Below are 26,653 nucleotides of genomic sequence, written 5' to 3'. Positions count from 1 at the left end.
ATGCTTGCATTTGCTAGCACAGCGTGGATACTGGACTACGGACACACCAATACCGATGGCGCCGCGGTTCCCTAATCTCGCGCGGTGACGAGCCGGAAGATCATGGCGGCTTGCGACATCGCGTCGAACCGACGACAAACCGACATGCACCCGGCAATGATGCCGAGATCAGCGAGACCGCATGTGCTGCAGCGCGATTGGTGCCAACAGAAGGAGTCACCAGTGACCACCACCCGTAATTACGCCCCGCTCTACGCCGCAGTCGGCGCCGGTGACTACGCCTTCGCGCAGGTCACCGAGAAGCTCACCGAGCTCCGTGAGCGCACCGAGGCCGCCGCCGAGACCGCCCAGACGCGTCTCGAGGCCCGCTACACCGAGACCAAGGCCCTCATCACCGAGCTGCCCGAGACGGCCAAGACCCGCATCGAGACGCTCTCCGAGGAAGTTCCGTCCGAGATCGACGAACTCCGCGGCAAGCTGACCGCCGACGAGCTCAAGAAGATCGCCGACCCGTACGTCGAGAAGGCCACCGACTTCTACAACACGCTCGCCGAGCGTGGCGAGGCCACCCTCGAGCGCCTGCGCAAGAAGCCGGTCGTCCAGGAGAACCTGACCCGCGTGGAGAAGGTCTACAACGACGCAGTCGACCTCACCGAAGACGCTCTCGGCGTCGTGTCCTCGCAGACCCGCCTCGTCGGTGAGCGCGCCGCCAAGCTGGCCGGTCGCGTGAGCGAAGACGTCGAGGACGTCGCCGTTGCCATCGAGGAGATCGGCGGCGACATCAAGGACCAGGCCGATGAGGCCGCCAAGGAGATCGACGGCGCTGCAGGCACTGTCGAGGCCAAGACCCGCACCGCCGAGGCATCGCCGGCCAAGAAGGTCGCCGAGGCCAAGGACGAGCCGGTTCCCGCCGTGAAGAAGGCTCCGGCCAAGAAGTCGCCCGCCAAGAAGGCTCCGGCCAAGAAGGCGACCACCGCGAAGTAAGCACTCGCGCAACTCGATACGACGCCCCCGCTCTCCGGCGGGGGCGTCGTCGTGTTCGCGCGGGAGGATTTCTTTCCCGCGGGCTGGGTTCCTTCCCGCGGGTGCCAGCCAATAAGCGCGAGGGAATCGGTCCCGCCGCAGGAAAACATTCACGCGGGAATGGGCCTCGACGGCAACAGATTCAGCTTCTCGAGCCAGGGTCGCAGCAGCCCCACGACGGCGCCCTTCTCCAAATCCGTCCACGTCCATCGGACGACGACGGCACCGAGAGCGCGCAGATCATCTTCACGACGCTTCTCCCGCATCACGCTGTCTTCGATGGTGGTCCCCGGTTCGCGCAGGCGACCGTATTTGACCATCCCGTCGAACTCGCCGATGAGCTGCTCGTCCCAGTCGAAGTCGGAATAGTAGGTGCCGCGGCGTCCGCGGAACTCGTGCTGGAGTCGCGGGATCGGCAGACCCGCTTCGATCATCTGTGCGCGACTCCAGGATTCGGCCACCGTCTCGGACAGGGGGTCGGCGAGCGTCAATGCCCGTCGCGCAACGCGCACACCGCGGCGTCGACGATCCGCCAGGATCTGTGCGATCCTCTCCGGGCTCGCGCCGGTTCGCAGCGCCTGGTCGAATGCGGCCAACGCCTGGGCGAAGGTGCCGCACGTCGCGACGTCGACCGCGGTGCGTTCGAGGGTCGTCACCAGAATGCCGTCCACCTCGACAATCTCGTCGTCACCGAATGGAGCTGCGTGGACGTGGCGGTGCCCCTGGATGAATCCCCCCGACTTCTTCCCGTTCGCGACGTGCACGGACTCGATGTTCGGTTTCAGGAGCGGGAGGCCGTGGACGGTGGCAGCCGACGCATGACTCAGGGGCATCGCCTGCGCCTCGGTGTCGCCGACGGTCGCCACCGCGATCGCTTTGAGCCGGTGTAGCTGCTGGGCGCCCTCATGTCCGACGAATCGTGCCGATGCCGGTACGAACACGCCCGGGACGAGACGTATGAGATCGCGGCGGCGGACGGCGGCCGCGAGCTCGTTGTCGGAGATAGTGGCGTCGAGCGCGGCGGCTCTCCTGAGGAGACCGTACTGATCGAGTGGAAAGGCCATCACCCTTCTTTGACGCACTGGAGCGCCTTTAGGCTCCCGTCGATTCATCGCCTTCCCGCGTGAGCCTTTCCGTCCCGCAGGACGCCTTCCCTCCCGCTTATCGGCTAGCGCCCGCGGGAGGGAATTCATCAGGCGGGAGGGAAAGAGCTCAGCGGGAGGGTGAGCGGATTGTCAGGACCGCGAGCGCGCCGTCGTCGGAGCGGTAGGTGTGGGGCGCGTCGGAGATCCACTCGAGGGACTCGCCGGGTCCGGCGGAGTGCTCCTCGCCGACGCGCCCGGCGACGAGATGTCCGCTGGCGACGAGGATGTGCTCGATGACGCCGGGGCCGTGGGCGGGGGATTCGCGGACGCCGCCGGGCGTGACGTGCAGCCAGAACACCTCGGAGGTGGAGCCGTCGGCGTGATGCTCGACGTGGAGGAGTCGGGCGGCGAGGTGCGGGCTCGTGCCCTCGACCCCGGTCTCCTCGCCGAGCAGCGCGGTGAGTGGGACGCCGAGTGGGCCGGCCACCGCGTAGAGGGTGTCGAGGGTCGGATTGCGCTGTCCGGCTTCGAGTTCGGACAGCGATCCCTTGCCGATGGCGGCCTCGCGGGCCAGTGCGGACAGGCTCAGGCCGCGCTGCTCGCGCAACGCGGAGATCCGGGCGCCGACCGCACGTCGACGCTCGTCGCCTGCCGTCATCCGGTCGCCTCCGCACTCCGTGGGTGTTCTGTTTACGGAACGATACCGCTATGCTCGCCCCATGACCAGTACCGCGCCGTCGACTCGTACCGAGCCGATCATCGCCGGTGTCGTGACCTCGCTGGTCGGGTTCACCTCGTCGTTTGTCGTAGTGGTCACCGGTCTACGGGCCGTCGGCGCCACGCCGGTGCAGGCGGCGTCGGGTCTGCTCGTGCTGACCGTGATGTTCGCGCTCGGAACGATCCTGCTGTCCTGGCGGACCCGGCGGCCGGTCACCCTTGCCTGGTCGACGCCGGGCGCCGCACTGCTCGCGTCGATGGCCGCCTCCTATGAGGGCAGCTGGTCGTCGGCGGTCGGCGCCTTTCTGATCGTCGGACTGCTGGTGTTCGCCACCGGACTGGTTCCGGCGCTCGGTGACCTGATCGGGCGTATCCCGACGCCGATCGCCCAGGCGATGCTCGCCGGTGTGCTCCTCACGCTGTGTCTCGCGCCGATGCAGTCGCTGGGGGATCAACCCTGGTCGACGATCCCGATCCTCGTGGTGTGGTTGCTCGCCATGCGCTGGCTGACGCGGTGGGCGCTCCCTCTCGCGCTGGTGACCGCGTTGATCGTGATCGGCGTGAACCTCGTCGTCGACGGTTACGACGGCTGGGCGGGTGAGACGTGGTGGCCGCGGTTGGCCTGGACCACCCCGACTTTCGACGTCGCTGCCGTCATCGGCATCGCGATCCCGCTCTACATCGTCACGATGGCCTCGCAGAACGTGCCCGGCGTCGCCGTGCTCAAGTCCTTCGGTTACGAAACGCCCTGGCGTCCGGCGATGTTCGTGACGGGCGCGGGGACGGTCATCGGTGCACCGTTCGGTGGGCACGCGATCAACCTGGCCGCGTTGTCGGCCGCCCTCGCCGCGGGGCCCGAAGCGGGTTCCGATCGCTCACGACGCTGGATCGCCGGTGTCGCCACCGGGTCGACGAGCCTCGTCCTCGCGGCGCTCTCCGGCGCGCTGGTGGTCATCACCGCCATCTCGCCGGAGGGGTTGTTGGAAGCCGTTGCCGGACTGGCTCTTCTCGCGACCTTCGTGGCGGCGATCATGGGTGCGTTCGAGCAGATCGAGTTCCGGATACCGGCTGCGCTCACGTTCGTCACCGCCGCATCGGGTGTGACCTTCGCCGGGATCGGCGGCGCGTTCTGGGCGCTCGTCGTGGGCCTGGTGTCGTGGGGAGCGCTTCGGCGAGGCGGTTTCGATACGGCTCGTCGCTAACGCTCCTCACCTACTCAACCAGCAGTTCCGGTGGCCGCGTATCGAGGTCAGTCGCTCGCGGCCAGCCGCTTCTTCTCGGCCTCGACGTCGAAATCGGCTTTCGGCCAGTCGAGTTCGAGGCCGGCGAGGGTGGTGGTGAGCAATTCGCAGACGGCGAGCCGTGCGAACCATTTCCGGTTGGCGGGGATCACGAACCAGGGCGCCGAGTCCTTGTCGGTCAGGTCGAAGATGTCCTGGTAGGCCTCGAGGTAGGCGTCCCAGTGGGCGCGCTCGTCGATGTCGCCCGGGTTGAACTTCCAGTACTTGTCCGGACGGTCGAGACGTTCGGCGAGACGTGCCTTCTGCTCGTCCTTCGAAACCACCAGGCAGCACTTGATGATCGTGGTCCCGCTGGCGACCAGCTCGGATTCGAACTGGTTGATGATGTCGTAGCGCTTCTCCCACTCCGCCTTCGGGACGAGGTTGTGCACCCGGACGGGCAGGACGTCCTCGTAGTGGGACCGGTCGAAGATCCCGATCCGGCCGGCTGGCGGCAGGGCCTTGTGGATGCGCCACAGGAAGTCGTGCTGAAGCTCCTCGGGGGTCGGCTTGCCGAAGCCCTTGATGCTCAACCCCTGTGGGTCGACGAGACCACCCACGTGCCGGACGATCCCGCCCTTGCCGGCCGTGTCCATGCCCTGCAGGACCAGCAGAACCGAGCGGTGATCACCGGAACGGCCGTTGGCGTACAACAACTCCTGGAGGTCGGCGAGATCCTTTCCGCGAGAGGCGAGAAGCTCGGAACCGGACTCCTTGTCGCCGTCGAAGCCCGGCGTCGACTCGGGGTCGAAGGAGGCGATCGGCCCGACGGCACTCGCGCGTAGGGCCTCGGCGGCGGGGGTGGACCAACGGTTGCTCATGACACGTCCTCTCGTGACCCCGCTGCAGCGTCGGTCTCGGTCGCCGGTGGGAACAGCGGCCCGCCGCCGAATGCGCTGCGATGCGAATCCGGTGGTGTGCCATCGTTGTTGACGATCCCGTAGCGGGCGCCCAGTTCGGCGGTGACGAGGGTGTGGCCGTTGTGCGCGGCGAGGTCGGGGTCCTGTGCGAGGCGGGAGATCACGCGACCCACGAATTCCGGGTCCTCGGCTCGTTGCAGCGAGAAACCGGCGAACTCGTCGATTCCGAGCGACAGCAACAGCTCGGTGCGGATCAGTCCCAGCCACAACGAGATCGCGCTGACCCCGGTGCCCTGCAGCTCGACGGCCATGTCCGCGGCCATCTTGTCCAGCGCGGCCTTGCTCATCCCGTACAGCACCGAATGCAGATGGCCGCGGGAACCGAACGACGAGATGTTCGTGATCAGCCCCCGGCCGGCCTCGGTCATCATGCGGGCCGCATGCACCGACGCGACGTAGTGCGCACGCAGGCCTACGCCGATCAGGGTGTCCCAGTCGTCGACCGGGCGCTTCCAGAACGGATCCGAGAACCCGCCGAACCCCTTGGGCGCGGCCCACGCGTTGTTGACGAGAAGGTCGAGTCGACCGCCGGCGGAGGCGATCTCGTCGAACACCGCGGCCACCGCGGCATCGTCGGTGTGGTCGCACGCGAGGGCGATGGCCCCGTCGGGTCCGGTGCCGTGCCGGGAGGTGACGAAGGTGGTCCAGCCGTCCTCGACGAGCGCACGGGCAACCCCCTGGCCGACGCCCCGGCTGCCCCCGGTCACGAGTGCGACCCGGCTCATGAGCCGCCTGCCGCGTCGGACGGTGCCTCGCGCGCGGGTTCGGTCAGCGGCGGGGGAGAGGCGAGGAAGGCCTCACGCGAGCCGTCGACGGCGGCGACGCCCACGACCGCGCTCCACACCATCATCGTGAGGTAGTCGACGACCTGGTCGGCGTCGAGTGTGCGGCTGGTCATCCACCAGTCGACGACGTGCTGGATGCCGCCGACGAGGGCGTGCGACCACAGCTCGGCGCCGGTGGTGTCTGCGCCTCGCTCGGTCATGCGCATCACGATGCTGCTCATGACCAGCTGGGCGACCAGACGGACCGAGTCGGCGGGTGCCGGCGACGATGTGGGCGAGCTGGCGAGAGCGAAGCGGTACAGGTTGGGTTCGTCGTCGACCGCATGGACGTACACACCGATGATCGTGTGGGTCAGCGTGTACTCGTCGACGTCGTCGGAGATCGCTTCCGTCAGCCGCGGCCAGATGGTGTTCTCGAAGAAGCGCACGGTGGTCGCGACGCCGAGGTCGCTCTTGTCGGTGAAGTACCGGTAGAGAACGGTCTTGGAGACACCGATGTGTGCGGCGATCTCGTCCATGCCGACATCGGCGCCGAGCTCGCGGACCGCGGCGATCACACCGTCGGTCAGTTCGGTGCGGCGGGCGAGTTTGTGCTTCTCCCAGCGCTGCTTGCGGCCGTCCGGTTTGGCGCCGGTCTCGGTGACAGTGGTCAGGACTTGTTCGAGGCCGCGCGTCACGTTGGCCGCAGCCGCCATCGCGGCACGCGCCGCAGCTGCGGGATTGGGGCGGTTGGCCATCACGACGCCAGCGTAGTCGGTTGATGGGTGACACTGGTGCCATGGCATCGACAGTGATCGAAGGAGTCGCCGGGCAGCCCGAGGGCAAGCCCGATGCGCCGTCCGCTCCGGGATTCGGAGGGGACAGCGCCGGGGACGCCGGCCGACGCAGGGATCTCCGCAGGATGAAGGCGGTCGCGACCGGCTTCCTGATCTTCGCGGCGGTCGTCTACCTCTTCACCCGCTACCTCGAGCATCGCGATGGTGCCGACGTCGCCGCGTGGGTCGGCTATGTGCAGGCCGCGTCGGAGGCCGGCATGGTCGGCGCGCTGGCCGACTGGTTCGCGGTCACGGCGCTCTTCCGGCATCCGCTGGGTATCCCGATCCCGCACACCGCCCTGATCCGCAAGAAGAAGGACGACATCGGCGACCAGCTCGGCGGCTTCATCGAAGAGAACTTCATGACGCCCGAGGTCGTGGTCTACCGTGCGCAGCAGATCGATCTGCCGCGACGGTTGTCGACGTGGGTCGCCGACCCGCGCAACGCCCCGCGGATCTCCGGCGAAGCGGCCCGCGCGATCCAGCTGGCGTCGGAGATGTTGCGCGACGAGGACGTCGAGCAACTCATCCAGGCCGCGCTGAAGTGGGTCGCCGAGCCGCAGTGGGCGCCGCCGACCGGCCGCATCCTGGAACAGCTCATCGCCGAGGATCGACTCGAACCGGTCTTCCAGATGCTCTGCGATCGCGCGCACGAATGGGCGATCGGCAGCCAGGACCTCATCGATCGCGTGCTCGACCGGGACGGCCCGCAGTGGACGCCGAAGTTCGTCAACTCCCTCGTCGGCGACAAGATCCACCGCGAACTCGTCGAGTTCACCTACAAGGTGCGCTCCGACCCCGACCACGAGATGCGCCGGGCGATGCACGAATTCGTGGAGAAGTTCGCGAACGACCTGCAGAACGATCCCGAGATGATCGCCAAGTTCGAGGCCATCAAGCTGGAACTGGTGGGTCGCGACGAGGTCACCGGAGCGGCGTCGACCGCGTGGAAGACCGGCAAGGCCGTCATCGAGCAGATGCTCGACGACCCCAACAGCACACTGCGCAACACGTTGTCGGACTCGATCATCCAGCTCGCCACCAGGATTCGCGACGACCGTCCGCTGCAGGAGAAGATGAACGGCTGGGTCGCGCGGGTCGCACACCACATCGCCGCGAACTACTCGCAGGAGATCATCTCGGTCATCACCGAGACCGTGCGCGGCTGGGACGCCGACGACACGAGTCGCAAGATCGAACTGCAAGTGGGACGCGACCTCCAGTTCATCCGGATCAACGGCACCGTGGTCGGTGCGCTCGCCGGTCTGGCCATCCACACGACGTCGGTGCTGATCTTCCATTGACGTCGAATCCCGGTGATCCGTCCGTGATCAGACATCCTGGATTAGCTGTGTGCTTGCACGTGCTAGCAGTGAAGCCGATACTTGGGGAAGACGATCGACCCTGGAACGGAGCGTGATGAAGCGCGACAAGGACGAGGCTGCCCTCGACGCCGTCGTGGACGGTGAGGCCGAGTCCGACGACTCCGCGGATCATCCGTCCGATGACGGTGAGGGCACGACGACGATGGCGGTCGAGGCCGTGGAGGCCGTCGCGACGGCCGCGCAGGACGCGGTGGCGAATGCGGCGCAGGACATCGGCGCCTTCATCCGGTCCCAGCGGGTGGCCGCCAAGGTGTCGCTCCGGCAGCTCGCCGAACGTGCCGGGGTCAGCAATCCGTACCTCAGTCAGATCGAGCGAGGACTCCGGAAACCCTCCGCCGACGTCCTCGCCCAGATCGCCAAGGGGTTGCGGGTGTCGGCAGAAGTGTTGTACGTGCGCGCCGGAATTCTCGAAGAACGCCCCGCGAGCCCGGTCCGTGATGCTCTCATCGCAGATGACTCGATCAACGAGCGTCAGAAACAGATGTTGCTGGAGATCTACGAGTCCTTTCGCAAGGAGAACGCGATCTCCTCGACTGGTTCCGAGAAAGACGAGTTCCGAGAAAACTGAGGCAGGAGACCTGAATGAGCGAGAACCCGTTGACGACAGCCGTGGGACAGGTGGCCGCCTTGCTGGCCGAGGTCCGGGAGCGCGGGGAGGCGGCGAGCGAACAGGCCCAGTCCAAGCTCGTCGAGACCGTCGGGAACACCCAGTCGAAGCTCGCGGAGACCGTCGAGAACACCCAGTCGAAGTTGGTCGAGACAGTCGGCTCGACGCAGGCGAGGATCTCGGGTTCCCGGGACGACGCGCAGGCGAGGATCGACGAGGCACTCGCGACCGCGCTGGCGCTCTTCGAGGAGGCCAAGTCGAAGCTGTCGACGCTGCCGGTCGAATTGCCCACCGAGATCGAGGAATTGCGCACCCGGTTCTCGCCGGACGAACTCCGTAAGGTCGCCGAGGCCTATCTCGCCGTCGCGGCCGGGCTGCTGACGTCGCTGTCGGAGCGACGCGACGAGGCCGTCGGAAAGCTGTTGTCGCAGCCGGTCGTCGGGGAGAACCTGCCGAAGCTGGAGAAGGTCTACAGCGACGCCGTCGGCCTCACCGAAGAGGCGCTGGGGACGATCTCCGAGCAGACGCGCGCGGTGGGTGAGCGGGCGCTGCGGCTGGCCGGGCTGGCCGACGGCAGCGCTCCGGACGGGACGGTCCGCGACGCCAGCGCCGACGCACCGGTGCGGGCCGTTGCGGCCCCGGCTCCGCCCCCGGCGACCAAGGCCCCCGCCAAGGCGACCCCGGCCACCAAGGCTCCTGCAAACAAGGCTCCTGCAAACAAGGCTCCGGCGGACAAGGCTCCCGCGAAGAAGGCTCCCGCGAAGAAGGCCCCGGCCGCGAAGGCCCCCGCCGAAAAGACACCGACCAAGAAAGCGGCGGCCAAAAAGGCCCCCGCGAAGACTGCACCGGCCAAGAAGGCCGCCGCGGTGAAGGGTGCCGCCGAACGGGCCGCGGCCAAGAAGGCCCCGGCCCGCAAGGCCGCCCCCGCCAAGGCGACGAAGGCCACGCCGACCAAGGCGGCCGCCAAGAAGACGCCGGCCGCGAAGAAGGCCGCCGCGGCGAACAACGCGACCACAGCCAAGAAGGCGACCGCGAAGAAGGCCCCGGCCAAGAAAACGCCTGCCAAGAAGGCCGCTCCGCGCGCCGACTGATCGCTGCCCGCACGTTCCGCCCGTGCGTGGCGTCGTGGGCTGCTGCGGCAATCGGGGCGCACGGGACTAGAGTGTTCGGCGTGGACGTCTTCAGCGTGTTGGCCTATGGGCAGAGTCTGATCATGTTGGTCCTGACTGTGGTCGCAGGGATCGCGGCGGTCGTCGCGCTGATCCACGCGGCCATCCAGCGGCCCGACGCCTTCCCTGCGGTCGACCGGCAGAGCAAGGTGATCTGGGTGGCGATCCTGGCCGCCGCGTCGCTGTTCATCTGGTTCTTCGGTGCGGTGAGCTTCCTGGGCATCATCGGCGTGGTCGCGATGCTCGTGTACCTGGTCGACGTGCGCAAACGTGTGGACGACATCCAGGGCAAATCCTGGTTCAGCAAAAAGGCCTGATGCATCGTGGCGGAGTATCGGATCAACGACCTCGCCGAGGCGTCGGGGGTCAGCGTTCGCAACATCCGGGTCTACCAGGACCGCGGACTGCTTCCGCCGCCCACCATCCGGGGCCGTGCGGGCTGGTACTCCGACCAGCACCTGGTTCGCCTGAACCTCATCTCCCGCATGCTCGAACGCGGGTACACCTTCGCGACGATCAGCGAGCTGCTGCACGCCGCCCACCACGGCATGCGCGTCGAACAGATCCTGCGGGGGTCGCCGAAGGGCGGCCGGTTCCGCAACTTCAAGCGCGCCGCGACGATCACCATCGCCGAGTTGAAGAAGACGCTCAACGCGTCGGATAGGTCCATCGCTCTCAGCCAGAAGCTGGGCCTGCTGGCCAAGGACGGCACGCATTATGCGATCCGCAACCCCGAGCTCCTCGAGGGCGCCGAGGTCCTGGTGAAGGCCGGTGTCGACCTGGAGTTCCTGCTCGACCGCTGGGTGCGGGTCCAGGACGATCTCGAGGACGTCGCCAAGAGCTTCGTCTCGATCATCACCGACACCTACTTCGACGAGAACCTGCCCGACCTCGGTGAGCAGGGCGTCAGCAAGATGGCGGACCTCATCCAGACCGTTCGGCCGATGGCCCACGAGATCGTCGAGACGACGTTCCGCCGGGCTCTCGACGAGCAGATCTCGCAGGCGATCGGACGCGCAGCGACCTACTTCGATGCCGCCACCGGGGACGAAGAACCGGACCCAGCGACGCCGGAATCGACCGGTGACCAGCCGGGCGCCGGCTATGAGACAACGGATATTGGTACATTGAACACCGAGACGGGGCGCTGAACGAGGCGCCCCCGCACGGAGCCCCGACCTGAGGGGTTCCACGTAGCGAGGAGTGCCGGTGAAGCGGAAATCATTGGTGAATGTCGGCGGGATCGCGACCGCCGTCGGTGCGGGCGTGATCGGCCTCGGAGTCGGCACGGTGCTCGCGGGGATCACCCGGGAAGCGCTGCGCACCTCGACCGCGGTCGACGACGGCCCCGACGATCTGCTCTGCGAGCCCGAGGCGGCCCCCCTGCGTCAGACGGTGCGGACGCCCGACGGCACCGCACTGAACGTCGAGATCTACGGTGCCGACGACGACGATCCCGAGGGGGATGTCATCGTGATGGTCCACGGCTGGACCTGCAACACGGCCTACTGGTACCCGCAGATCAACCACCTCATCACGCCCGACGCCGGTGACCGTCGCGTCGTCGTCTATGACCAGCGTGGGCACGGACGCTCGGAACGGGGACGTGCCCGCCCGACGGTGGCGATGCTCGGACAGGATCTCGACGCGGTGCTCGAGGCGGCAGTCCCGAGTGGTCGTCGCGCAATTCTGGTGGGGCACAGCATGGGTGGGATGACCATCATGTCGTGGGCCGCTCAGTTCCCGGAGAAGGTCGGCACCAAGGTGTCCGCCGCGGTGCTCGTGTCGACCGCGGCCAACGCCGTCATGGAGAACCACGGACTCGTACCCGTCGATCTGCCCGCCTACGCGCGGCCGTTCACGCCGTTCGTCACCAAGGCGATCACTTCGGTTCCGGTTCCGATCCCGAAAACCCAGTACGGCGTGAAGTTCTCGCACTACATCGCCCTCGGACCGAACGCGCGCAAGTCGCATGTCGACTTCGTCGACGAGATGGTCGGCTCCTGTCCGCCGCGGGCGCGGGCCGGGTGGGGTTCGGCGATGGGCAAACTCGATGTCACCGCAGGACTGGAGGCGCTGACGGTGCCCACGGTGGTGGTCGTCGGCACCGAGGATCGGCTCACCCCGCCCCGGCACGCCGAGCAGATGGCAGAGGTTTTGCGTCGCAACGGTTCTCTGCGCGATCTGGTCGTCTACGAGGGCGTCGGGCACATGTCGAGCATCGAAGCGGCAGAGCGCTTCAACGAGATGCTCGACGAGCTGGTCGCCGACGTGTCACGGACGGAGCAGCCGGTCAGTTGAATCGGGCCGACCGGCCGGTCGTCAGAGCACGCAGTTGACGAAGACCGGCTCGGGTCGCAGGGTGACGCCGAAGGAGTCGAGGACGCCGTCACGGACCTCGCGCGCCAGCGTCAGTAGCTGTTCGGTGGTTGCCGAACCCCGATTGGTCAGCGCCAGAGTGTGTTTCGTCGACAAGCGGACCGGGGCGTCGGCCGACGGGTAGCCGCGGCCGAAACCGGCCCGTTCGATCAGCCAGCCCGCCGACAGTTTGATCGCGGTGGGGGCGTCGGCGTCCGAGGGGTTCGGTTGCGGGCCTGCGGGATAGGACGGGATCGCCACGTCGGCGCCGACCCTCGCCGCGATCCGTTCGAGGATTGCCGGGGCATCCTCGCCGTCGACGATCGGATTGGTGAAGAACGAACCGGCACTCCACGTGTCGAAGTCATCGGAGTCGAGGACCATGCCCTTGCCGCGACGCAGGCCGAGTACCGCCTCGCGGGCGGTGGCGGCGTCGACGCGATCGCCGGGCTCGACGCCGACCGTCGTGGCCAGTTCTCGGTACCGGATCGGCTGGCTCGTGCGGTCCTCGTTGAGCCAGAAGGACACCGCGACCACCACGAAGTCGTTGCGGTGCTTGAGATTACTGGTGCGGTAGCCGAGTCCGAGCTCGGTGGGGGTGACCCAGCGTAGGTTGCCCGACCGGCGGTCGAGGACCTGGACCGACCGCAGGATGTCGGCGACCTCGACTCCGTATGCCCCGACGTTCTGCACCGGCGTCGCCCCGGCCGCGCCGGGAATCCCCGACAGGCACTCCAGTCCGCCGAATCCCGCCTCGACGGTCGCGCCGACCAGGTCGTCCCAGCCCACGCCGGCGTCGGCGACGACGTGCGAGCGGCCCGACTCGCGGCCCGAGCCGAACTCGATGCGGCTGCTCGCAAGCACCACGGCGGTGCCGTCGAAGCCCGCGTCGCCGATGACGAGGTTGGACCCGCCGCCGATCACCAGCACGGGTTCGGATCGTTCGTCGAGCTCCTGAATGGTCTCGACGATGCTGCGCGTGTCCGGGCAGCGCACGATCTCGCGGGCGGGGCCGCCCAGACGCAGGGTGGTCAGCTCGGCGAGGGGCGCGCTCAGCGGCGTCTGCGTGTCGGTCACGCGTTAAACGTTAACCGGCGACCGGTAGCGTTCTCTTCATGGCGAGCAAGCTTCAGCACTCGGTGTCCTATCCGTTCTCCACCGAACGGCTCTGGGCGCTCTACATCACCGAGCAGTACTGGCACGATCTGGTGGAGCGGATGAACTCCGGTCACGGCCACGTCGAGAAGGTGGACATCGCGGGCGACACCGTGACCGTCGAGATGAATCAGGGCATCCCCGCGGAGAAGCTCCCGTCGGCGGTCACCAAGATCATGCCCGGCGACCTCCGGATTCCCCGGAAGAACACATATCGGCTGGTCGGGGGCCGGATCGAGGGCGAGATCCACGCCACGGTCGAGGGTGCCCCGGTGCCGGTGAACGTGAACGGGACCATCACCACCGCAGGCGATCCCGCCGCCAGCGACTGCTCCGCAGAGGTGTCGGTGAACCTGCCGATGTTCGGCGGGAAAATCGAGAAGGCCGTGGTCAGCGAGCTGGTCGGCCTGCTCGATCACGAGCGTGGGCACACCGTCGATTGGGAGTCGGAAAATCCGCTGACGTAGCCTGGTCGTCATGGCACGACGGCTCAGCTACTCCGCTCGCTACACCCACCCTGCGGAGAAGCTCTACCAGGCGCAGAGCATCAAGCAGTACTGGGACGACATGATGGCGGGATTCCAGATGATCTCGCCACACTGCGAGGTCGCCTCCTTCACCTCCGACGAGACCGGGATCAAGGTCGTTCTCAAGCAGACGATCGGTCGCGACCAGCTGCCCCCGCTCGCGCAGACGGTGATGATGAAGGACATGGTCATCACGCGTGAGGAGACCCTCGGTCCGTTCGACCCGGACAACACCAAGGGCACCTACAACGCGTCGATCCCCGCGGGTCCGGGCAGCCTCAACGGCTGGCAGGAACTGTTCCCCACCGACGAGGGCTGCACGATCCGCCGGACCAGTGAGGCGAAGGTCTTCGTCCCGTTCGTCAACGGCAAGCTCGAGCAGATGATCCTCATCAACCTGGTCGATCTGTTCCGAGCCGAGGCCGAGTACGCCAAGGACTGGATCGACAAGAACTTGTGAGTCGAACCCCCGGGCAGCAGTCCGGGCGACGGCTGTCGAACAGTCCGATCGGCCGGGTGACGCGCGGGACGACCAACATCAACCGTCTGCGCCGGGTGGATCGGTGGATGGCGCATGAACCGGCCGTGATCGCGGCTCTCGATGTTGCCCGTCCGCTGGTCGTCGACCTCGGTTACGGCGCACGCCCCGACACCACCGTCGAGATGGCCGGCCGGCTCCGCCGTGTCGCCCCCGACCTGGAGATGGTCGGACTCGAGATCGACCCGGCACGCGTCGTCGACCCGCGCGACGGTGTCCGGTTCGCGGTCGGCGGTTTCGAGATGGCGGGTCTGCGTCCCCGGGTGGTGCGCGCCTTCAACGTCCTACGCCAGTACGACGAGACCGAGGTCGACGACGCATGGGCCCGGCTGCGTGCGGCCCTGTCGCCGGGCGGGGTGATCGTCGAGGGCACCTGCGACGAGATCGGGCGGCGCTGCACGTGGGTGCTGCTCGACGACGCGGGGCCGGTCAGTCTGACGCTCTGCTGGGCGCCGGGACATTCCGAACGCCCCTCCGATCTCGCCGAGCGTCTGCCCAAAGCGCTCATCCACCGCAATGTGCCCGGTGAGAAGATCCACGACCTGCTCGCACTCGCGGACCAGTGCTGGGACATCGCCGCCCCGCTGGCGCCGTACGGGCCGCGCATCCGCTGGCGTCATGCCCTGGACCTGCTGCGCGAACGTGGCGTCGACTGCGTCGTCACCCGTCGTCGGACGTCGGACAACGTGCTGACCGTCCCGTGGGAGGCCGTCGCCCCGTCGGAGTAACCGCGGAGGAAGTCGGCGGTGCCGGCGGCGTCGGGCACTACTGTGGCGGCTATGCGTGTGGCGATGGCTCAGATCAGTTCGACCGACGATCCGGGCGAGAACCTGGAGACCCTACGTGCGGCGACGCAGGACGCGGCATCGCGCGGGGCGCGCCTGGTCGTGTTCCCGGAGGCGACCATGTGCCGGTTCGGTGTCCCGCTGAGACCGGTGGCGGAGGATCTCGACGGGCCGTGGGCCAGTGCGGTGTCGGAGGTCGCGGTGTCGGCGGGTGTGACCGTCGTGGCCGGGATGTTCACCCCGTCCAACGACGGGCGCGTGTTCAACACGGTGCTCGTCGCGCACCCCGACGGGTCGCGGCAGGGATACGACAAGCTGCACCTGTACGACGCCTTCGGGTTCCGGGAATCCAAGACCGTCGCAGCCGGTTCGGAACCGCTGACCTTCGAGGTCGACGGCGTCACCGTCGGGGTGGCCACCTGCTACGACATCAGGTTCCCCGCCCTGTTCACGAACCTTGCACGACGCGGCGCGCAGCTCGTCGTCGTGCCGACGTCCTGGGGCGCCGGCCCCGGCAAGATCCATCAGTGGCAGGTGCTCGCGACGGCAAGGGCGCTGGATTCGACGACGTTCGTCGTCGCCGTGGGGCAGGCACTTCCCCCGGACGAGGCGGTCGCCGGTTCGGGTGCGCCGACCGGGATCGGACACAGCCAAATCACAGACCCTTTCGGTACCGTGGTCGCCGCGTACCCGGAGACGGTCGGTGTCGATGTCCACGACCTCGACCTGGCCCTGGTCGAGAAGGCTCGTAAACAATTGGCGGTCCTCGCCAACGAGCGAGAGCTGCCTGCCGGCGGTGCGGTGCCCAGGATGGTCGCACCCACCGGCGAACGGCTTCGAGAGTCCGACGACCGAGGACGGAACCCATGAGCGACAACAAGACTCCCGGTGATGACCCCCGAGACCAGGGTGAGTCGCACGATCCCATCGAATCCGCAGGACCCACCGAGCCCACCGGCAACACCGGAGCCGCCGAACCGGCCGGTGACGACTGGCGTCCGGTCGAGGACGTCGATCCCGCCGAGGCGGGTACAGGCAGTCCCGAGACGGGGGAGACCGAACAGTTCCCGACGACCCCGATTGCGCCCGGGGCACAGGCATATTCGAGCGTGCCGCCCTCGGAGGCCGACACCACCGACCTGAGCGGTGGGCTCGGTCAGCCGGGCACCGCTCAGTTCGCGCCCGGGGAGACCCCCTATGGCGACGACTCGAGCGAACCCCTGCAGACGCCGGGCAGCGGTCCGGTGCTGACCTCGCCGCGGAAACGACGCAGCACCAAGAAGATCGTGGCGCTGAGCACCATCGCGGTGCTGCTACTGGTGGTCATCGGTGCGGTCGGCAGCGAGCTCTATCTCCGTAACAAGGTGACGAACTGCCTCGAGGAGTCGTTCAGCGGTCTCACGGGCGTCCCCACCTCGGTGTCGTTGAGCCGCAAGCCGATCATCCTGCAGGGCAGTGGCGACGTTCCGTACGTCCAGGTCGACACCAAGGACGGCTCCGACGCCGACGGCGTGCGTCTGCACATGCGCGCCGACGGTATCTCCGGTGACAACAGCACCACCGACATCCGCAGCCTCAAGGGCGACGGCTTCATCCCCTTCGAGCGGATCGTCGAACTCAGCAAGGAGGGCGCTCCCGCCGGGGCCGGCGGCCAGAGCACCGGCAACGGCGCGAGCCCGGTCGGCTCCGTCGAGGAGATCACCGGCAATGCGGCCGACGGCACCTTCGAGGTCCAGGCCGGTTTCCCGGTCATGTTCTTCTCCGTCCCCGTCTCGGCGACGATCAAGCCCGTACTCAAGGGCGGCCGGGTCGAGTTCGAGGTCGTCAAGGCCAGCGCACTGGTGTTCGGCATCCCGCCGGACTTCGCACAGCAGATCGTCGACCAGGTCACCACGTCGGCACTCGGCCCGTTCTTCGACGAGGTCCAGGTCGATCAGCTCAAGGTCACCGACACGGGTCTGGAGTTCGCGATCAGCGGCTCGGACGTCCAGCTGACCAACGAGATGACCGGCAACGAACAACAGTCGGGATGCTCGGTCTGATCGGTGGGCGACCCCTCGCCGTCTCGCTCGACGCCGCCTAATGCTGTTCGCGTGTCGGCGGTTCGACCTTGAGTAACCACACGGTGGGTCCGTCGGTGAGGTCGAACTCGGCGTACACCTCACCGCCCCAACTGCGGCGGGACACCTCCCGCAGGTCTGGATCGCCGGTGCCGAGAGTCACCAACAGGCCTCGGCGGCCGGCGTCGTCCACGATCGGCTGGAGCAGATTCGACAGAGCTCTACTCAGTCGATGGTCCGGGTGAACCAAGCCGAACACCAGACTGACAGTGCCCGGCAGCATGGAGTTCCTGGTCTTCTCCCGGAGTTCGGTGAACCGTTCCAGGAATCCGTCGAGGGTGGTGACGAAATGCCGTGTGCGAGCTCTCAGGTCGTCATCCACCGGTTGCGTCTCGTGGTCCGGCTCGGACGCTGCGACCATGGCCATCAGTTCACCCGTCTGGGTGAACTGGCCGTACAAGCCGGGAAGGTAGTCGGTGAACAGCACATCGCCGAACCACCGGTAGGCATCGACCTCGGCGCTCCGTCCGAGAAGCCATGCGTACATCGGCACCTCTCGCAAGCCGCTCTCCAGCAGGTCGAGTGCCTGGCCGCGGTCGGCAGCGGTCAACGGCCGGGTGTGCGTTATCGGGGCGCGCGTGTTCACACCGCAATATCAGCACACCGCAGCCCCCGGGGTGAGCCACTCCCCTCGAATGTGCGTCCGGCGGCAGACGGTCTGCGCCCGCCGCGACGCGCCCTGGGGCAGAGCGTGACTCAGCCGAGGACGTTGCCCGGGTTCTCGAACAGCTCGGAGTAGTCTCGCCCAATGCGCGTAGCCCCCTCGATGAGCCGAGACGAGGTACGAGCCCTCATCAGCGTCGTCGGCACCGCACTGAAGGCCTCTCCCTGGGTGCTCGCGGGGTTCGTCGTCTTCCAGTTCGTGAGCGTGTTCACCTCACTGGCGCAGCCGGCGTTGAACGCCGCGATCATCGACGACGGAATCCTGCGCGGAGACGTGGGGACCATCAAGTTCGTGGGACTGCTGATGGTCGCGGTGGCCGTGGTCAATCTCGGGGTCTCTCTCGGTGCCACCTACCTCGCCTCGCACCTGTCGGCGAGTTCCGCCCGAGATCTGCGCGGCCGGGTCAATGGTCGGATCGGCACCTTCACCGACCAACAGGTCGCCCGGCTGGGTCTGTCCAGCCTGCTGACCAGATCCACCGGCGACGTGGGACAGATCCAGGGCTTCCTCTTCATCTTCCTCACGATCGTCGTGACCGCGCCGCTCATGCTGTTCGGTGCGCTGGTGCTCTCCCTGTCGCAGGCGTGGCAGATGTCGCCGGTGATCTTCGTGGCGGGGCTGATCCTCGTCGTGCTGGTCGGGGTGCTCGTGCGGCGCATCGTCCCGTGGGCTGCACGCCTGCAGCGTCGGCTCGACGCGATCAACCGTGTGCTGCGCGAACAGTTGCGCGGCATACCGGTGATCAGGACGTTTCGGCAGGAGGCCCGCGAGCGCGCGCGCTTCGCGGTGGAGAACGACGACCTCACCGACGTCGCCCTGCGGCTGGGACGGACTCAGGTGCTGCTGCTCCCGACCGTGACCGTGGTGTCCAATCTCGCCGGGGTCGCGGTGGCGGGGCTGGGTGCGATCTTCGTCGACAGGGGCGAGATGCAGATAGGTCAGATCGCGGCGGCGGTCGGGTATCTCGGCCAGATCCTGCTCGCCGTATCGTTGCTGACGGTGATCGCCGGCGTCATCCCGCGCGCGGTCACCAGCGCGGGTCGCATCACCGAGGTCCTCGACACCGAGGTCCTCGAACCCGGCGACGCCGAGGGCGGGGCGACGTCGTCGGCACCCGTCGTGGTCTTCGACTCCGTATCCGTCGGTTTTCCCGGCGCCGACGCCCCCGCGGTCGACGCCGTCTCGCTGACGTGTGTAGCCGGCACGGTGACCGGTTTCCTCGGCGGAACCGGCAGCGGCAAGTCGACGCTGCTGTCGTTGCCGCTGCGGTTCTCCGATCCCGATTCGGGCCGGGTGCGGTGGAACGGCGCCGACGTGACCGGCCTGGCGCCGGCGTGGGTACGCGCGCGGACCGCCTTCGTCGGGCAGGGCGCCGCGCTGGTGACCGGCACGATCGCCGACAACCTGCGGATCGGCCGTTCCGACGCCACCGTCGACCAGATGTGGGACGCTCTCGAGGTGGCCGCGGCACGGGACTTCGTCGAGGCGCGGCCCGAGGGTCTCGGGGCGCGCGTCGCGCAGGAGGGCCGCAACTTCTCCGGGGGCCAGCGACAGCGCCTGGCGCTGGCCCGCGCAGTCCTACGACGTCCTGCCCTGTACGTGCTCGACGATCCCTTCAGCGCCCTCGACGTCGACACCGAGCAGCAGGTCATCGCCAATCTGCGGCGCGCACACCCGGAGGCGACGGTGCTGATCGCGGCACAGCGGGTCTCGTCGGTCCGGCACGCCGACACCATCGGTGTCCTGGAGGACGGCCGTCTCGTCGCCGTCGGCACCGACGAGACCCTCCGCGTCGACAGCGAGATCTACCGCGAGATCGCCTACGCACAGGCGGTCACCAATGTCTGACGTCCGGCGAGACGACTCGCTCCGATGGCTGCTGCGGCAGCTTCACCTGACCCGGGGACGCGCCGTCGCGATCTCGCTGTGCGCGATCGTGGCGTCGCTGGGCGCGGTCGTCGGACCGATCCTGTTCGGTGTGGTCACCAATGTGATCGTCGACGGGACGACCGGTGCCGGCGGCATGGACTGGCGGCTCCTCTGGACGGTGCTCGGCGTGCAGGCGGCCGTCTATCTGCTCGTAGCCGGTCTGACGTTCACGCAGGGGCAGATGCTGACCATCGCGGTGCAACGATCCGTCGCGGGTCTGCGCACGCGGATCGAGGACAAAGTCCACCGGCTGCCGCTGCGCTACTTCGAGTCGAACAATCGCGGCGTGCTCGTCAGCAAGCTCACCGCGCACACCGACAATGCCGCCACCGTGATCGCTCCGGTGCTGGTCACCGTCCCCACAAACGCGCTGACGCTCCTCGTGGTCACCGTCGTCCTGTTCGTCGTCTCGCCGCTGCTGGCGATCGTCGCGCTCGTCGCGGCACCGGTGTCGGCGGCGGTGTCGGTCGTCATCGCGCGCCGGGCTCGACCGTTCCTGGAAACCAGGTGGACCACCACGGCCGCCCTCACCGGTCACCTCGAGGAGGAGCTGAGCGCGCGGCGCATGCTGCAGGCGTACAACGCCGAACCCCTTGCCCGGCGCCGCTTCGATGCCCTCAACGAGAAGCTGTTCGGTTCGACACGCTCTGCCCAATGGGCTGCCGGCACACTGGCACCGATCCTCACCGCGATCAACGCCGTGGTGTTCCTGATCCTGGCGGTCCTCGGCGGCGTCATGGTCGTCGACGGCACCCTGAGTCTCGGCGCCGCCCAGGTGGCCATCCTCTTCGCGCAGCAATTGTCCTCGGCCGTGCGGGAACTCGCCGGTTTCGTCACCAAGGTGCAATCGGGCACGGTCTCGGCGGGCAAGGTGCGCGAGGTGCTCGACGAGCCGGAGGACGGCGACTCGGAGACCCACGCGGCGATCGGTGAGGCGACGGATGCGCCCGGGCGTCATCGCCGACCGCCGGAGATCGTCTTCGACGACGTCGCTTTCGCCTACGAGGAGAGCACGCCGGTCCTCGGTTCGGTGAGTTTCCGGATGGAGCCGGGGACGACGACGGCGATCGTCGGCTCGACCGGGGCGGGCAAGACCACCATCACCAATCTGCTGCAGGGCTTCTACCGTCCGACCGCAGGGGTGATCACGATCGACGGTGACGACACCGCCGACCTCGGCCCGCACGGGCTGCGCGAGGGCATGGCGGTCGTGACCCAGGAGCCGTGGCTGTTCACCGGGACCGTGCGCGACAACATCGCCTACGGGATGTCCGACGACGCCGCGGTGGACCGTGCGGTCCACGACGGTCATCTCGACCAGATCGTCGCGACGCTGCCCCAGGGCCTCGACACCGTCATCGGGCAGGAATCGGAGAACCTCAGCGCGGGGGAGAAGCAGCTGGTCACCGTCGCCCGGGCCATCGCGGCCTCGCCCCGCATCCTCATCCTCGACGAGGCGACCAGCGCGGCCGATCCCCGCACGGAGTTGCTCGTGCAGCGGGCGCTGCAACGGCTGCGCGCCGGCACGACAACCCTCCTGATCACCCACCGGATGGCCACCGCCGCACTCGCGGACCAGATCGTCGTCCTAGAGAAGGGGACGATCGTCGAATCGGGGGCTCACGACGAACTCGTCGGTGCCGGTGGGGTCTACGCACGACGCTGCGGCGTCGATTCGGCATCGCGTGCCGAATGAATCACCACAGGTCAGAGGACTTTTGCAGGAGTAATGATCACGTTTCGTGAAACGAATTGAAGAATTCGTCTCGTTTCGAATAATCGTTTGACCCACTTCGACGAGAAGCGCGGAATCGAAACTTACCGAGCGGAAAGTTACGGTAACGGAGGTTGGGGCACATTTTTGTCGATACGCCACCGAAACGTTGCATCGACGTTGCTAATGGTCATTCTTTTCCGAGGTTTAATGGACGCTCGTCCAACTGTATTCAATTGTTCGTATTAGTGGGGGCCACTGAGCTGGGCTTTTATGACATCGAGCGATGGCGGAAAGGAATATTCGTGACAAGTCCCCAGAAATAATGGAGACATCTCCGAGACGGATATGTAATCTCTGTCTCGAGCCGCCGCGAAGGTGGGAGTAGGCGGGTCGATTCGAAACTTTCCCCCAATGGACAAAGGAGCATCATGGCTGACGCGATCGAAGGCGCAATTGGCGACATCGTCGAAGGTTTGCTCGTGGAACTGGTGACCGGCTCGATCGAGGGTTCCTCCGAGTCGTAGTTCGACGATCTGCTCGAATCGCCTCACGGCCTCGGCTGTGAGGCGATTCGTATTGAAAGGGCCCGATCTGCCGGCGGATGAGGGTCCGGGCAGGTGAATGATCCGCCGTGCGGGTCCGCCCGGTGGCCCGACACGATACGGTCCATCTGACAGAACCACGCCCGCCCGGGGCCAAGCGGGACTCGACGAGGAGGAATGTATGAACCAGCGTCTGCGCAGGTGCGGCGCCGCGATCGCGGTCGCTCTGGGCATCGGGCTCACGATGTCGGCCACCGGTACGGCAGGCGTTGCGTCGGCGGCACCGAGTCTGGTGACGGCGGGTTCGCCCACCGAACGGGTCACCGACATCGTCGTGCATTCCGATGCGATGAACAGGGACATCCCGCTGACGGTCATCAAGCCGGCCGACGAGTCCAAGCCGCGCGGTGTCCTCTACCTCCTCAACGGTGCGGGCGGCGGTGAGGACGGCGCGAACTGGCTCGCGAAGACCGACATCGTCGAGTTCACCAAGAACAAGAACCTCTACGTGGTCATCCCGAACCAGGGGCGGTTCAGCTATTACACCGACTGGGAGAAGCCGGATCCCGAGCTCGGTCTGTTCAAATGGTCGACCTTCCTCGGTAAGGAATTGCCGCCGGTCTTCGACGCCAACTTCAACACCTCCGGGCGCAATGCGATCGGCGGTATCTCCTCGTCGGGAACCTCGGTGCTGAACCTCGCGATCGAGCACCCCGGCCTGTACAAGGCTGTCGGGGCCTACAGCGGGTGCCCGACAACCGCCGACCCGTTCGGCCAGAACAGCATCCGGCTGGTGGTCGAAGCGCGCGGCGGCGGCGACGCCACGAACATGTGGGGGCCGTACAACGGGCCCGGATGGCGCAAGCACGATCCGGTCATCAACGCCCACAAGCTGCGCGGCACCAAGCTGTACATCTCCAACGCGACCGGTCTGCCCGGGGAGTACGACAACCCGGCGTACGTCAAGAAGACCGACAAGCTCGCCGATCAGATCGTGGTCGGCGGCATCATCGAGGGCGGCACCATGGCGTGCACCCTGCAGCTGGTGAACCGCCTGCGGCAGTTGAACATCCCGGCTACGGTCGACCTCCCCGCAACCGGCACCCATTCCTGGGGCTACTGGGAAGACCAGCTGCACCGCTCGTGGTCGTTCTACGAGCGGGCGCTGAACTAGTTGAAGATCACGGTCTTCCGGCCGTGCACCAGGACGCGGTCCTCGAGGTGCCAGCGCAGTCCGCGGGACAGGACAAGCGTCTCGATGTCGCGTCCCTGACGCACCATGTCGGTCACCGAGTCGCCGTGATCGACCCGGATCACGTCCTGTTCGATGATCGGTCCGGCGTCGAGATCGGCGGTGACGTAATGGCACGTCGCGCCGATCAGCTTGACTCCCCGGGCGAAGGCCTGGTGGTACGGGCGGGCGCCGATGAAGCTCGGCAGGAAGCTGTGGTGGATGTTGATCGCGCGGCCGGCCCAGGCTTCGCACAGTTTCGGCGGCAAGATCTGCATGAACCGTGCGAGGACCACGGCGTCGGGCTGGTAGCCGTCGACGATCCGGGCGAGTTCGGCGAAGGCCTCGGCCTTGCGCTCACCGAACGGGACGTGGTGGAACGGGATCTCGAAACGTGTTGCCAGCTCCTCGAGTTGGGGATGGTTGCCGACGACAGCCCGGATGGTCGCCGGTAGCTCGCCGCGGTGCGCGCGACCCAGAAGGTCGATGAGGCAGTGCGTTTCCTTGCTCACCAGCAGCACCACGGACTTGGTGTCACGGGTGTCGGTGAGGCGCCACTCGGTCTCGGGGCCGAGTTCGTCGGCGACCTCGGCGGCGAACCGCGCGCGGAGTTCGTCGGCGGTGAACGCCACCTCGTCGGCGCGGATGGCCTGCCGGGTGAAGAACCAGCCGGTGTCGTCGTCGGAGTGGTACGCGGCCTCGGTGATCCAACCCCCGACATCGGTCAGGAAGGTCGAGATGCGGGCGACGATGCCCGTGCGGTCGGGGCAGCCGAGCGTCAGCACGTAACGATGCTCGGTCTGGTCGGTGGGGGTCAGCTGTCCGCTTGTCACGACCCTCAGTGTGCCAAGCTCGTCGATGTGACGAACACGGACCTGCGGCGTAGCGACGTCGCCGCCATCATCGACCACACACTCCTCAAGCCCGAGGCCACCCGCGCCGACGCCGAGGCCACTGTCGCCGAGGCCGCCCGCCTCGGCGTCTTCGCGGTGTGCCTGTCGCCGTCGATGCTCCCGATCGACACCGGTGACCAGCGGACCTGCGTGGTCGCCGGCTTTCCCTCGGGTAAGCACCACTCCCTGGTCAAGGCTGCCGAAGCCCGCCTGGCGGTGGACTCCGGGGCGCATGAGGTCGACATGGTGATCGATGTCGGCGCCGCGGTCGACGGCCGGTTCGACGAGGTGTTCGCCGACGTCCTGACCGTGCGTGAGGCGGTCGGGGATTCGACGCTGCTCAAGGTGATCATCGAGTCCGCGGCGCTCCTGCAGCTCGCCGGTCCCGAGACGGTCACCGAGGTGTGTCGCCGTGCCGAGCAGGCCGGCGCGGGAATGGTGAAGACCTCGACCGGCTTCCATCCCGCCGGCGGCGCGAGTGTCGAGGCGGTGCGGCTGATGCGCGCCGCCGTCGGCGCCCGCGTCGGGGTCAAGGCGAGCGGTGGCATCCGGACGGCCGAGTTCGCCGCCGAACTCATCGCGGCGGGCGCGACCCGCCTGGGCCTGTCGTCATCGGCGACTGTGCTCGACGGCTTTCCCGATTAGCAGATCGTCCATCACAAGGTCGGCGTTGATCGCCGCACCGGCCGACACCCCTTCGCCCATCGCGACGGTCACCACCGCATTCAGCGTGGTGTTGTTGCCCGCCGCCCAGATGCCGGGAATCGCGGTCGCGCCCATCGGTCCGGTCTCGACGACCTCGCCCACCGGAGTCTGCGACAGGGTCCCGCCGAGTCGTTCGTAGAGGTCGCCGCGCACCGCGAATCGGGGTGCGACGACGACGGCGTCGGCCTGCAGAACGGTGCCGTCGGACAGTTCGACGCCGTCGAGACGCGCGGTGCCGGCGTCGTCGCGGGTCAGGAGCCGCTCGACGGTCTCGTCGACGATCGACACCCCGGCGGCGGCCAGGTTCGCGCGGTCCTCGTCGCCGACGGCACCCGCAGCGTGCGCGACGAGGGTGATGTCGTCGGTGAGCTGAGCGAACAGCAGTGCCTGGTGGGCCGACATGGGGCTGGTGGCCAGAACCACGACCCGCGAACCACGCACCTCGTAACCGTGGCAGTACGGGCAGTGCAGGGCGTCGCGCCCCCAGAGCTCGGCGACGCCGGGGATCTCGGGGAGTTCGTCGACGAGACCAGTCGCCAGCAGGAGGCGTCGCGCCCTCATCGTGGCGCCCGACGCCAGCGACAGGACGAACCGGTCGCCCTCCCGGCGGGCGTCGACGACGGTGTCGGAGCGGACTTCTCCGCCGTAGCCGCGGACCTCGTCGCGTCCCCGTGACAGCAGCTCGAGTGGGGCGATGCCCTCCTGGCCGAGCACGTTGTGGGCGCCCTCGGCGGGTGCGTTGCGGGGTTCACCGCTGTCGATGACGACGACGGACCGCAGTGACCGGGCGAGCGTCGTCGCGGCGCTCAACCCCGCGGAGCCGCCGCCGACGATGGCGACGTCGTGGTCGGCGGCCGGTCGCGCGACCCACAGCCGGCGCCCGGCGGTGAGGGTGAGGTCGGCCCGTCGATGGAGCGACGCGGGGTCGGCGGGGTCGATCAGGGAATCGAGAAGTGCCAGATCGGATTCGGCGAGCACATCGGCCAGCCGGTGCCGGAACTGGCTGAACCAGTGGACCGCGTACCGGGCGATGGTCTCGTTCGGTCCGGTCCGTGCGATGCGGATCGTGTCCCGGTGGAGGACGTCGTAACCTGCCGGGCCGAGGGTTTCGGTCCAATCGGCGAGCGCCTCCCACCCGGCACGGGCAGCGGCCGCGTGGCAGCGGTCCTCGAGCGTGCCCAGGGCGGAGTCGGCGTCGGGGGAGAACCGCGGAAGACCATCCATCTCGACGATCGCCACGACCCCCTGCGGCGCCAGCGCGGACGCGGCCTCGCGCAGCAGCGCCGCGGGGTCGGCGACGTGGTGCAACGACATCGCGGCCCAGATGACGTCGGGGGAGCCGAGCGGAGGCAGACCGTCGTCGAGGTCGGCGACCATGGTGGCCGTCCGCCCGGCGAAACCGCCCGCGGCGGCTCGTTGCTCGACGAGCGCGGCCATCTCGGTGGAACTGTCCACCGCGAGGAGCTGCGCATCGGCGAAGTTGCGTGCGAGCGCCTCGGTGCCGGTGCCGGTCCCCGCTCCGAGATCGACGATCCGCTGCGGTGCGCGTCCGAGGCTGCGGCTGATGGCCGCGGCGGCGTCGTCGACGTAACCGCCGACGAGCTCGGCGTCCAGGTCGAGCACCGAAGCCAGATGCACCTGGTCGTGGTGGTGGTCGTGGTGGTGCCCGTTGTGATCGTGGGAAAGGGTCATGAGATCGACGG

At 67.7% G+C, this 26,653-nt stretch carries 26 protein-coding genes; 17 read left to right on the top strand and 9 right to left on the bottom strand.

All coding sequences use genetic code 11. From position 1 onward, the window contains the following. Positions 1-222: 222 nt before the first annotated feature. Positions 223-984, top strand: coding sequence for a heparin-binding hemagglutinin (locus LQD00_RS05460; protein WP_232716012.1), 762 nt, complete (start codon positions 223-225; stop codon positions 982-984). Positions 985-1,133: 149 nt separating this feature from the next. Here LQD00_RS05460 and LQD00_RS05455 read toward each other — a convergent pair whose 3' ends face one another. Together LQD00_RS05455 and LQD00_RS05450 are read right to left on the bottom strand one after the other, a co-directional pair. After that, positions 1,134-2,087 (bottom strand): type IV toxin-antitoxin system AbiEi family antitoxin domain-containing protein, encoded by a 954-nt coding sequence (locus tag LQD00_RS05455; RefSeq protein ID WP_232716011.1) that lies wholly within the window; start codon positions 2,085-2,087, stop codon positions 1,134-1,136. Positions 2,088-2,235: 148 nt separating this feature from the next. Then, positions 2,236-2,766, bottom strand: coding sequence for a helix-turn-helix domain-containing protein (locus LQD00_RS05450; protein WP_232716010.1), 531 nt, complete (start codon positions 2,764-2,766; stop codon positions 2,236-2,238). Positions 2,767-2,827: 61 nt separating this feature from the next. Between LQD00_RS05450 and LQD00_RS05445 the strand changes: the two genes are divergently transcribed. Next, on the top strand, positions 2,828-4,027 hold the full coding sequence (locus LQD00_RS05445) for a benzoate/H(+) symporter BenE family transporter (RefSeq protein WP_232716009.1): 1,200 nt from the start codon (positions 2,828-2,830) through the stop codon (positions 4,025-4,027). A 47-nt stretch (positions 4,028-4,074) separates the two neighbouring features. On the opposite strand, the gene LQD00_RS05440 is transcribed toward LQD00_RS05445, so the two are convergent. The 3 genes from LQD00_RS05440 to LQD00_RS05430 are packed head-to-tail and all read right to left on the bottom strand — an operon-like array spanning position 4,075 to position 6,547. Further along, complete coding sequence (locus LQD00_RS05440) at positions 4,075-4,926, bottom strand: polyphosphate kinase 2 family protein (RefSeq protein ID WP_232716008.1); 852 nt, start codon at positions 4,924-4,926, stop codon at positions 4,075-4,077. Continuing rightward, on the bottom strand, positions 4,923-5,750 hold the full coding sequence (locus LQD00_RS05435; RefSeq protein ID WP_232716007.1) for an SDR family NAD(P)-dependent oxidoreductase: 828 nt from the start codon (positions 5,748-5,750) through the stop codon (positions 4,923-4,925). The genes LQD00_RS05440 and LQD00_RS05435 overlap by 4 nt, the downstream gene beginning before the upstream one ends. Then, entirely contained in the window at positions 5,747-6,547 is an 801-nt protein-coding gene (locus LQD00_RS05430) for a TetR/AcrR family transcriptional regulator (protein WP_232716088.1), read from the bottom strand. Before LQD00_RS05430 ends, LQD00_RS05435 begins: the two co-directional genes overlap by 4 nt. A 41-nt stretch (positions 6,548-6,588) precedes the next feature. Here LQD00_RS05430 and LQD00_RS05425 point away from each other — a divergent pair, with 41 nt between their 5' ends. The 6 genes from LQD00_RS05425 (at position 6,589) to LQD00_RS05400 (ending at position 12,087) form a co-directional block, all read left to right on the top strand. Next, positions 6,589-7,929, top strand: a complete 1,341-nt coding sequence (locus LQD00_RS05425) for a DUF445 domain-containing protein (protein WP_232716006.1) — start codon at positions 6,589-6,591, stop codon at positions 7,927-7,929. 115 nt (positions 7,930-8,044) lie between these two features. After that, the gene (locus LQD00_RS05420) at positions 8,045-8,578 is read left to right on the top strand and encodes a helix-turn-helix domain-containing protein (protein WP_269784668.1); all 534 of its coding nucleotides are present in this window, start codon (positions 8,045-8,047) and stop codon (positions 8,576-8,578) included. Positions 8,579-8,592: 14 nt separating this feature from the next. Next, on the top strand, positions 8,593-9,708 hold the full coding sequence (locus LQD00_RS05415; protein ID WP_232716005.1) for a heparin-binding hemagglutinin: 1,116 nt from the start codon (positions 8,593-8,595) through the stop codon (positions 9,706-9,708). Positions 9,709-9,779: 71 nt separating this feature from the next. Further along, a complete protein-coding gene (locus LQD00_RS05410; RefSeq protein WP_005200278.1) occupies positions 9,780-10,103 on the top strand; it encodes a DUF2516 family protein in 324 nt (107 codons plus the stop codon). A 6-nt stretch (positions 10,104-10,109) separates the two neighbouring features. Continuing rightward, positions 10,110-10,937 (top strand): MerR family transcriptional regulator, encoded by an 828-nt coding sequence (locus LQD00_RS05405; protein ID WP_232716004.1) that lies wholly within the window; start codon positions 10,110-10,112, stop codon positions 10,935-10,937. 58 nt (positions 10,938-10,995) lie between these two features. After that, positions 10,996-12,087: an alpha/beta fold hydrolase gene (locus LQD00_RS05400; RefSeq protein WP_232716003.1), complete on the top strand. Its 1,092-nt coding sequence runs from the start codon at positions 10,996-10,998 to the stop codon at positions 12,085-12,087. A 21-nt stretch (positions 12,088-12,108) separates the two neighbouring features. Here the strand turns inward: LQD00_RS05400 and LQD00_RS05395 are convergent, their stop codons facing one another. Next, positions 12,109-13,221, bottom strand: a complete 1,113-nt coding sequence (locus LQD00_RS05395; RefSeq protein ID WP_232716002.1) for a UDP-N-acetylmuramate dehydrogenase — start codon at positions 13,219-13,221, stop codon at positions 12,109-12,111. Between the two features lie 38 nt (positions 13,222-13,259). Between LQD00_RS05395 and LQD00_RS05390 the strand changes: the two genes are divergently transcribed. The 5 genes from LQD00_RS05390 to LQD00_RS05370 are packed head-to-tail and all read left to right on the top strand — an operon-like array spanning position 13,260 to position 17,191. After that, complete coding sequence (locus tag LQD00_RS05390; protein WP_232716001.1) at positions 13,260-13,766, top strand: DUF2505 domain-containing protein; 507 nt, start codon at positions 13,260-13,262, stop codon at positions 13,764-13,766. A 10-nt stretch (positions 13,767-13,776) separates the two neighbouring features. After that, positions 13,777-14,286 (top strand): DUF2505 domain-containing protein, encoded by a 510-nt coding sequence (locus tag LQD00_RS05385; protein WP_232716000.1) that lies wholly within the window; start codon positions 13,777-13,779, stop codon positions 14,284-14,286. Between the two features lie 56 nt (positions 14,287-14,342). After that, positions 14,343-15,092 (top strand): class I SAM-dependent methyltransferase, encoded by a 750-nt coding sequence (locus LQD00_RS05380; protein ID WP_232715999.1) that lies wholly within the window; start codon positions 14,343-14,345, stop codon positions 15,090-15,092. A gap of 51 nt (positions 15,093-15,143) precedes the next feature. Further along, on the top strand, positions 15,144-16,019 hold the full coding sequence (locus LQD00_RS05375) for a carbon-nitrogen hydrolase family protein (RefSeq protein WP_232715998.1): 876 nt from the start codon (positions 15,144-15,146) through the stop codon (positions 16,017-16,019). Continuing rightward, positions 16,016-17,191 (top strand): hypothetical protein, encoded by a 1,176-nt coding sequence (locus LQD00_RS05370; RefSeq protein ID WP_232715997.1) that lies wholly within the window; start codon positions 16,016-16,018, stop codon positions 17,189-17,191. The genes LQD00_RS05375 and LQD00_RS05370 overlap by 4 nt, the downstream gene beginning before the upstream one ends. 37 nt (positions 17,192-17,228) lie before the next feature. Here the strand turns inward: LQD00_RS05370 and LQD00_RS05365 are convergent, their stop codons facing one another. Continuing rightward, positions 17,229-17,819 (bottom strand): hypothetical protein, encoded by a 591-nt coding sequence (locus LQD00_RS05365; RefSeq protein ID WP_232715996.1) that lies wholly within the window; start codon positions 17,817-17,819, stop codon positions 17,229-17,231. A 198-nt stretch (positions 17,820-18,017) separates the two neighbouring features. On the opposite strand from LQD00_RS05365, the gene LQD00_RS05360 reads away from it, so the two are divergent. From LQD00_RS05360 to LQD00_RS05350, 3 genes are all read left to right on the top strand, one after another. Further along, on the top strand, positions 18,018-19,781 hold the full coding sequence (locus LQD00_RS05360) for an ABC transporter ATP-binding protein (RefSeq protein WP_232715995.1): 1,764 nt from the start codon (positions 18,018-18,020) through the stop codon (positions 19,779-19,781). Beyond that, complete coding sequence (locus tag LQD00_RS05355) at positions 19,774-21,558, top strand: ABC transporter ATP-binding protein (RefSeq protein WP_232715994.1); 1,785 nt, start codon at positions 19,774-19,776, stop codon at positions 21,556-21,558. Before LQD00_RS05360 ends, LQD00_RS05355 begins: the two co-directional genes overlap by 8 nt. 744 nt (positions 21,559-22,302) lie before the next feature. Continuing rightward, positions 22,303-23,295 (top strand): alpha/beta hydrolase, encoded by a 993-nt coding sequence (locus tag LQD00_RS05350; protein WP_232715993.1) that lies wholly within the window; start codon positions 22,303-22,305, stop codon positions 23,293-23,295. Here LQD00_RS05350 and purU read toward each other — a convergent pair. Beyond that, a complete protein-coding gene (purU, locus tag LQD00_RS05345) occupies positions 23,292-24,185 on the bottom strand; it encodes a formyltetrahydrofolate deformylase (protein ID WP_232715992.1) in 894 nt (297 codons plus the stop codon). The two genes, LQD00_RS05350 and purU, sit on opposite strands and share 4 nt — an antisense overlap. Between purU and deoC the strand changes: the two genes are divergently transcribed. Beyond that, the gene (deoC, locus tag LQD00_RS05340; RefSeq protein WP_269784667.1) at positions 24,144-24,890 is read left to right on the top strand and encodes a deoxyribose-phosphate aldolase; all 747 of its coding nucleotides are present in this window, start codon (positions 24,144-24,146) and stop codon (positions 24,888-24,890) included. The two genes, purU and deoC, sit on opposite strands and share 42 nt — an antisense overlap. Here deoC and LQD00_RS22865 read toward each other — a convergent pair. Then, a complete protein-coding gene (locus LQD00_RS22865) occupies positions 24,855-26,642 on the bottom strand; it encodes an FAD-dependent oxidoreductase (protein WP_406566960.1) in 1,788 nt (595 codons plus the stop codon). The two genes, deoC and LQD00_RS22865, sit on opposite strands and share 36 nt — an antisense overlap. Between the last annotated feature and the right edge of the window lie 11 nt (positions 26,643-26,653).

The sequence above is a fragment of the Gordonia metallireducens genome (genome assembly GCF_021245825.1).
In the GTDB taxonomy this organism is placed as follows: Bacteria; Actinomycetota; Actinomycetes; order Mycobacteriales; family Mycobacteriaceae; genus Gordonia; species Gordonia namibiensis.
The sequence above is the reverse complement of the archived record's forward strand: the minus strand, read 5'-3'. Positions and strand labels throughout refer to the sequence as shown.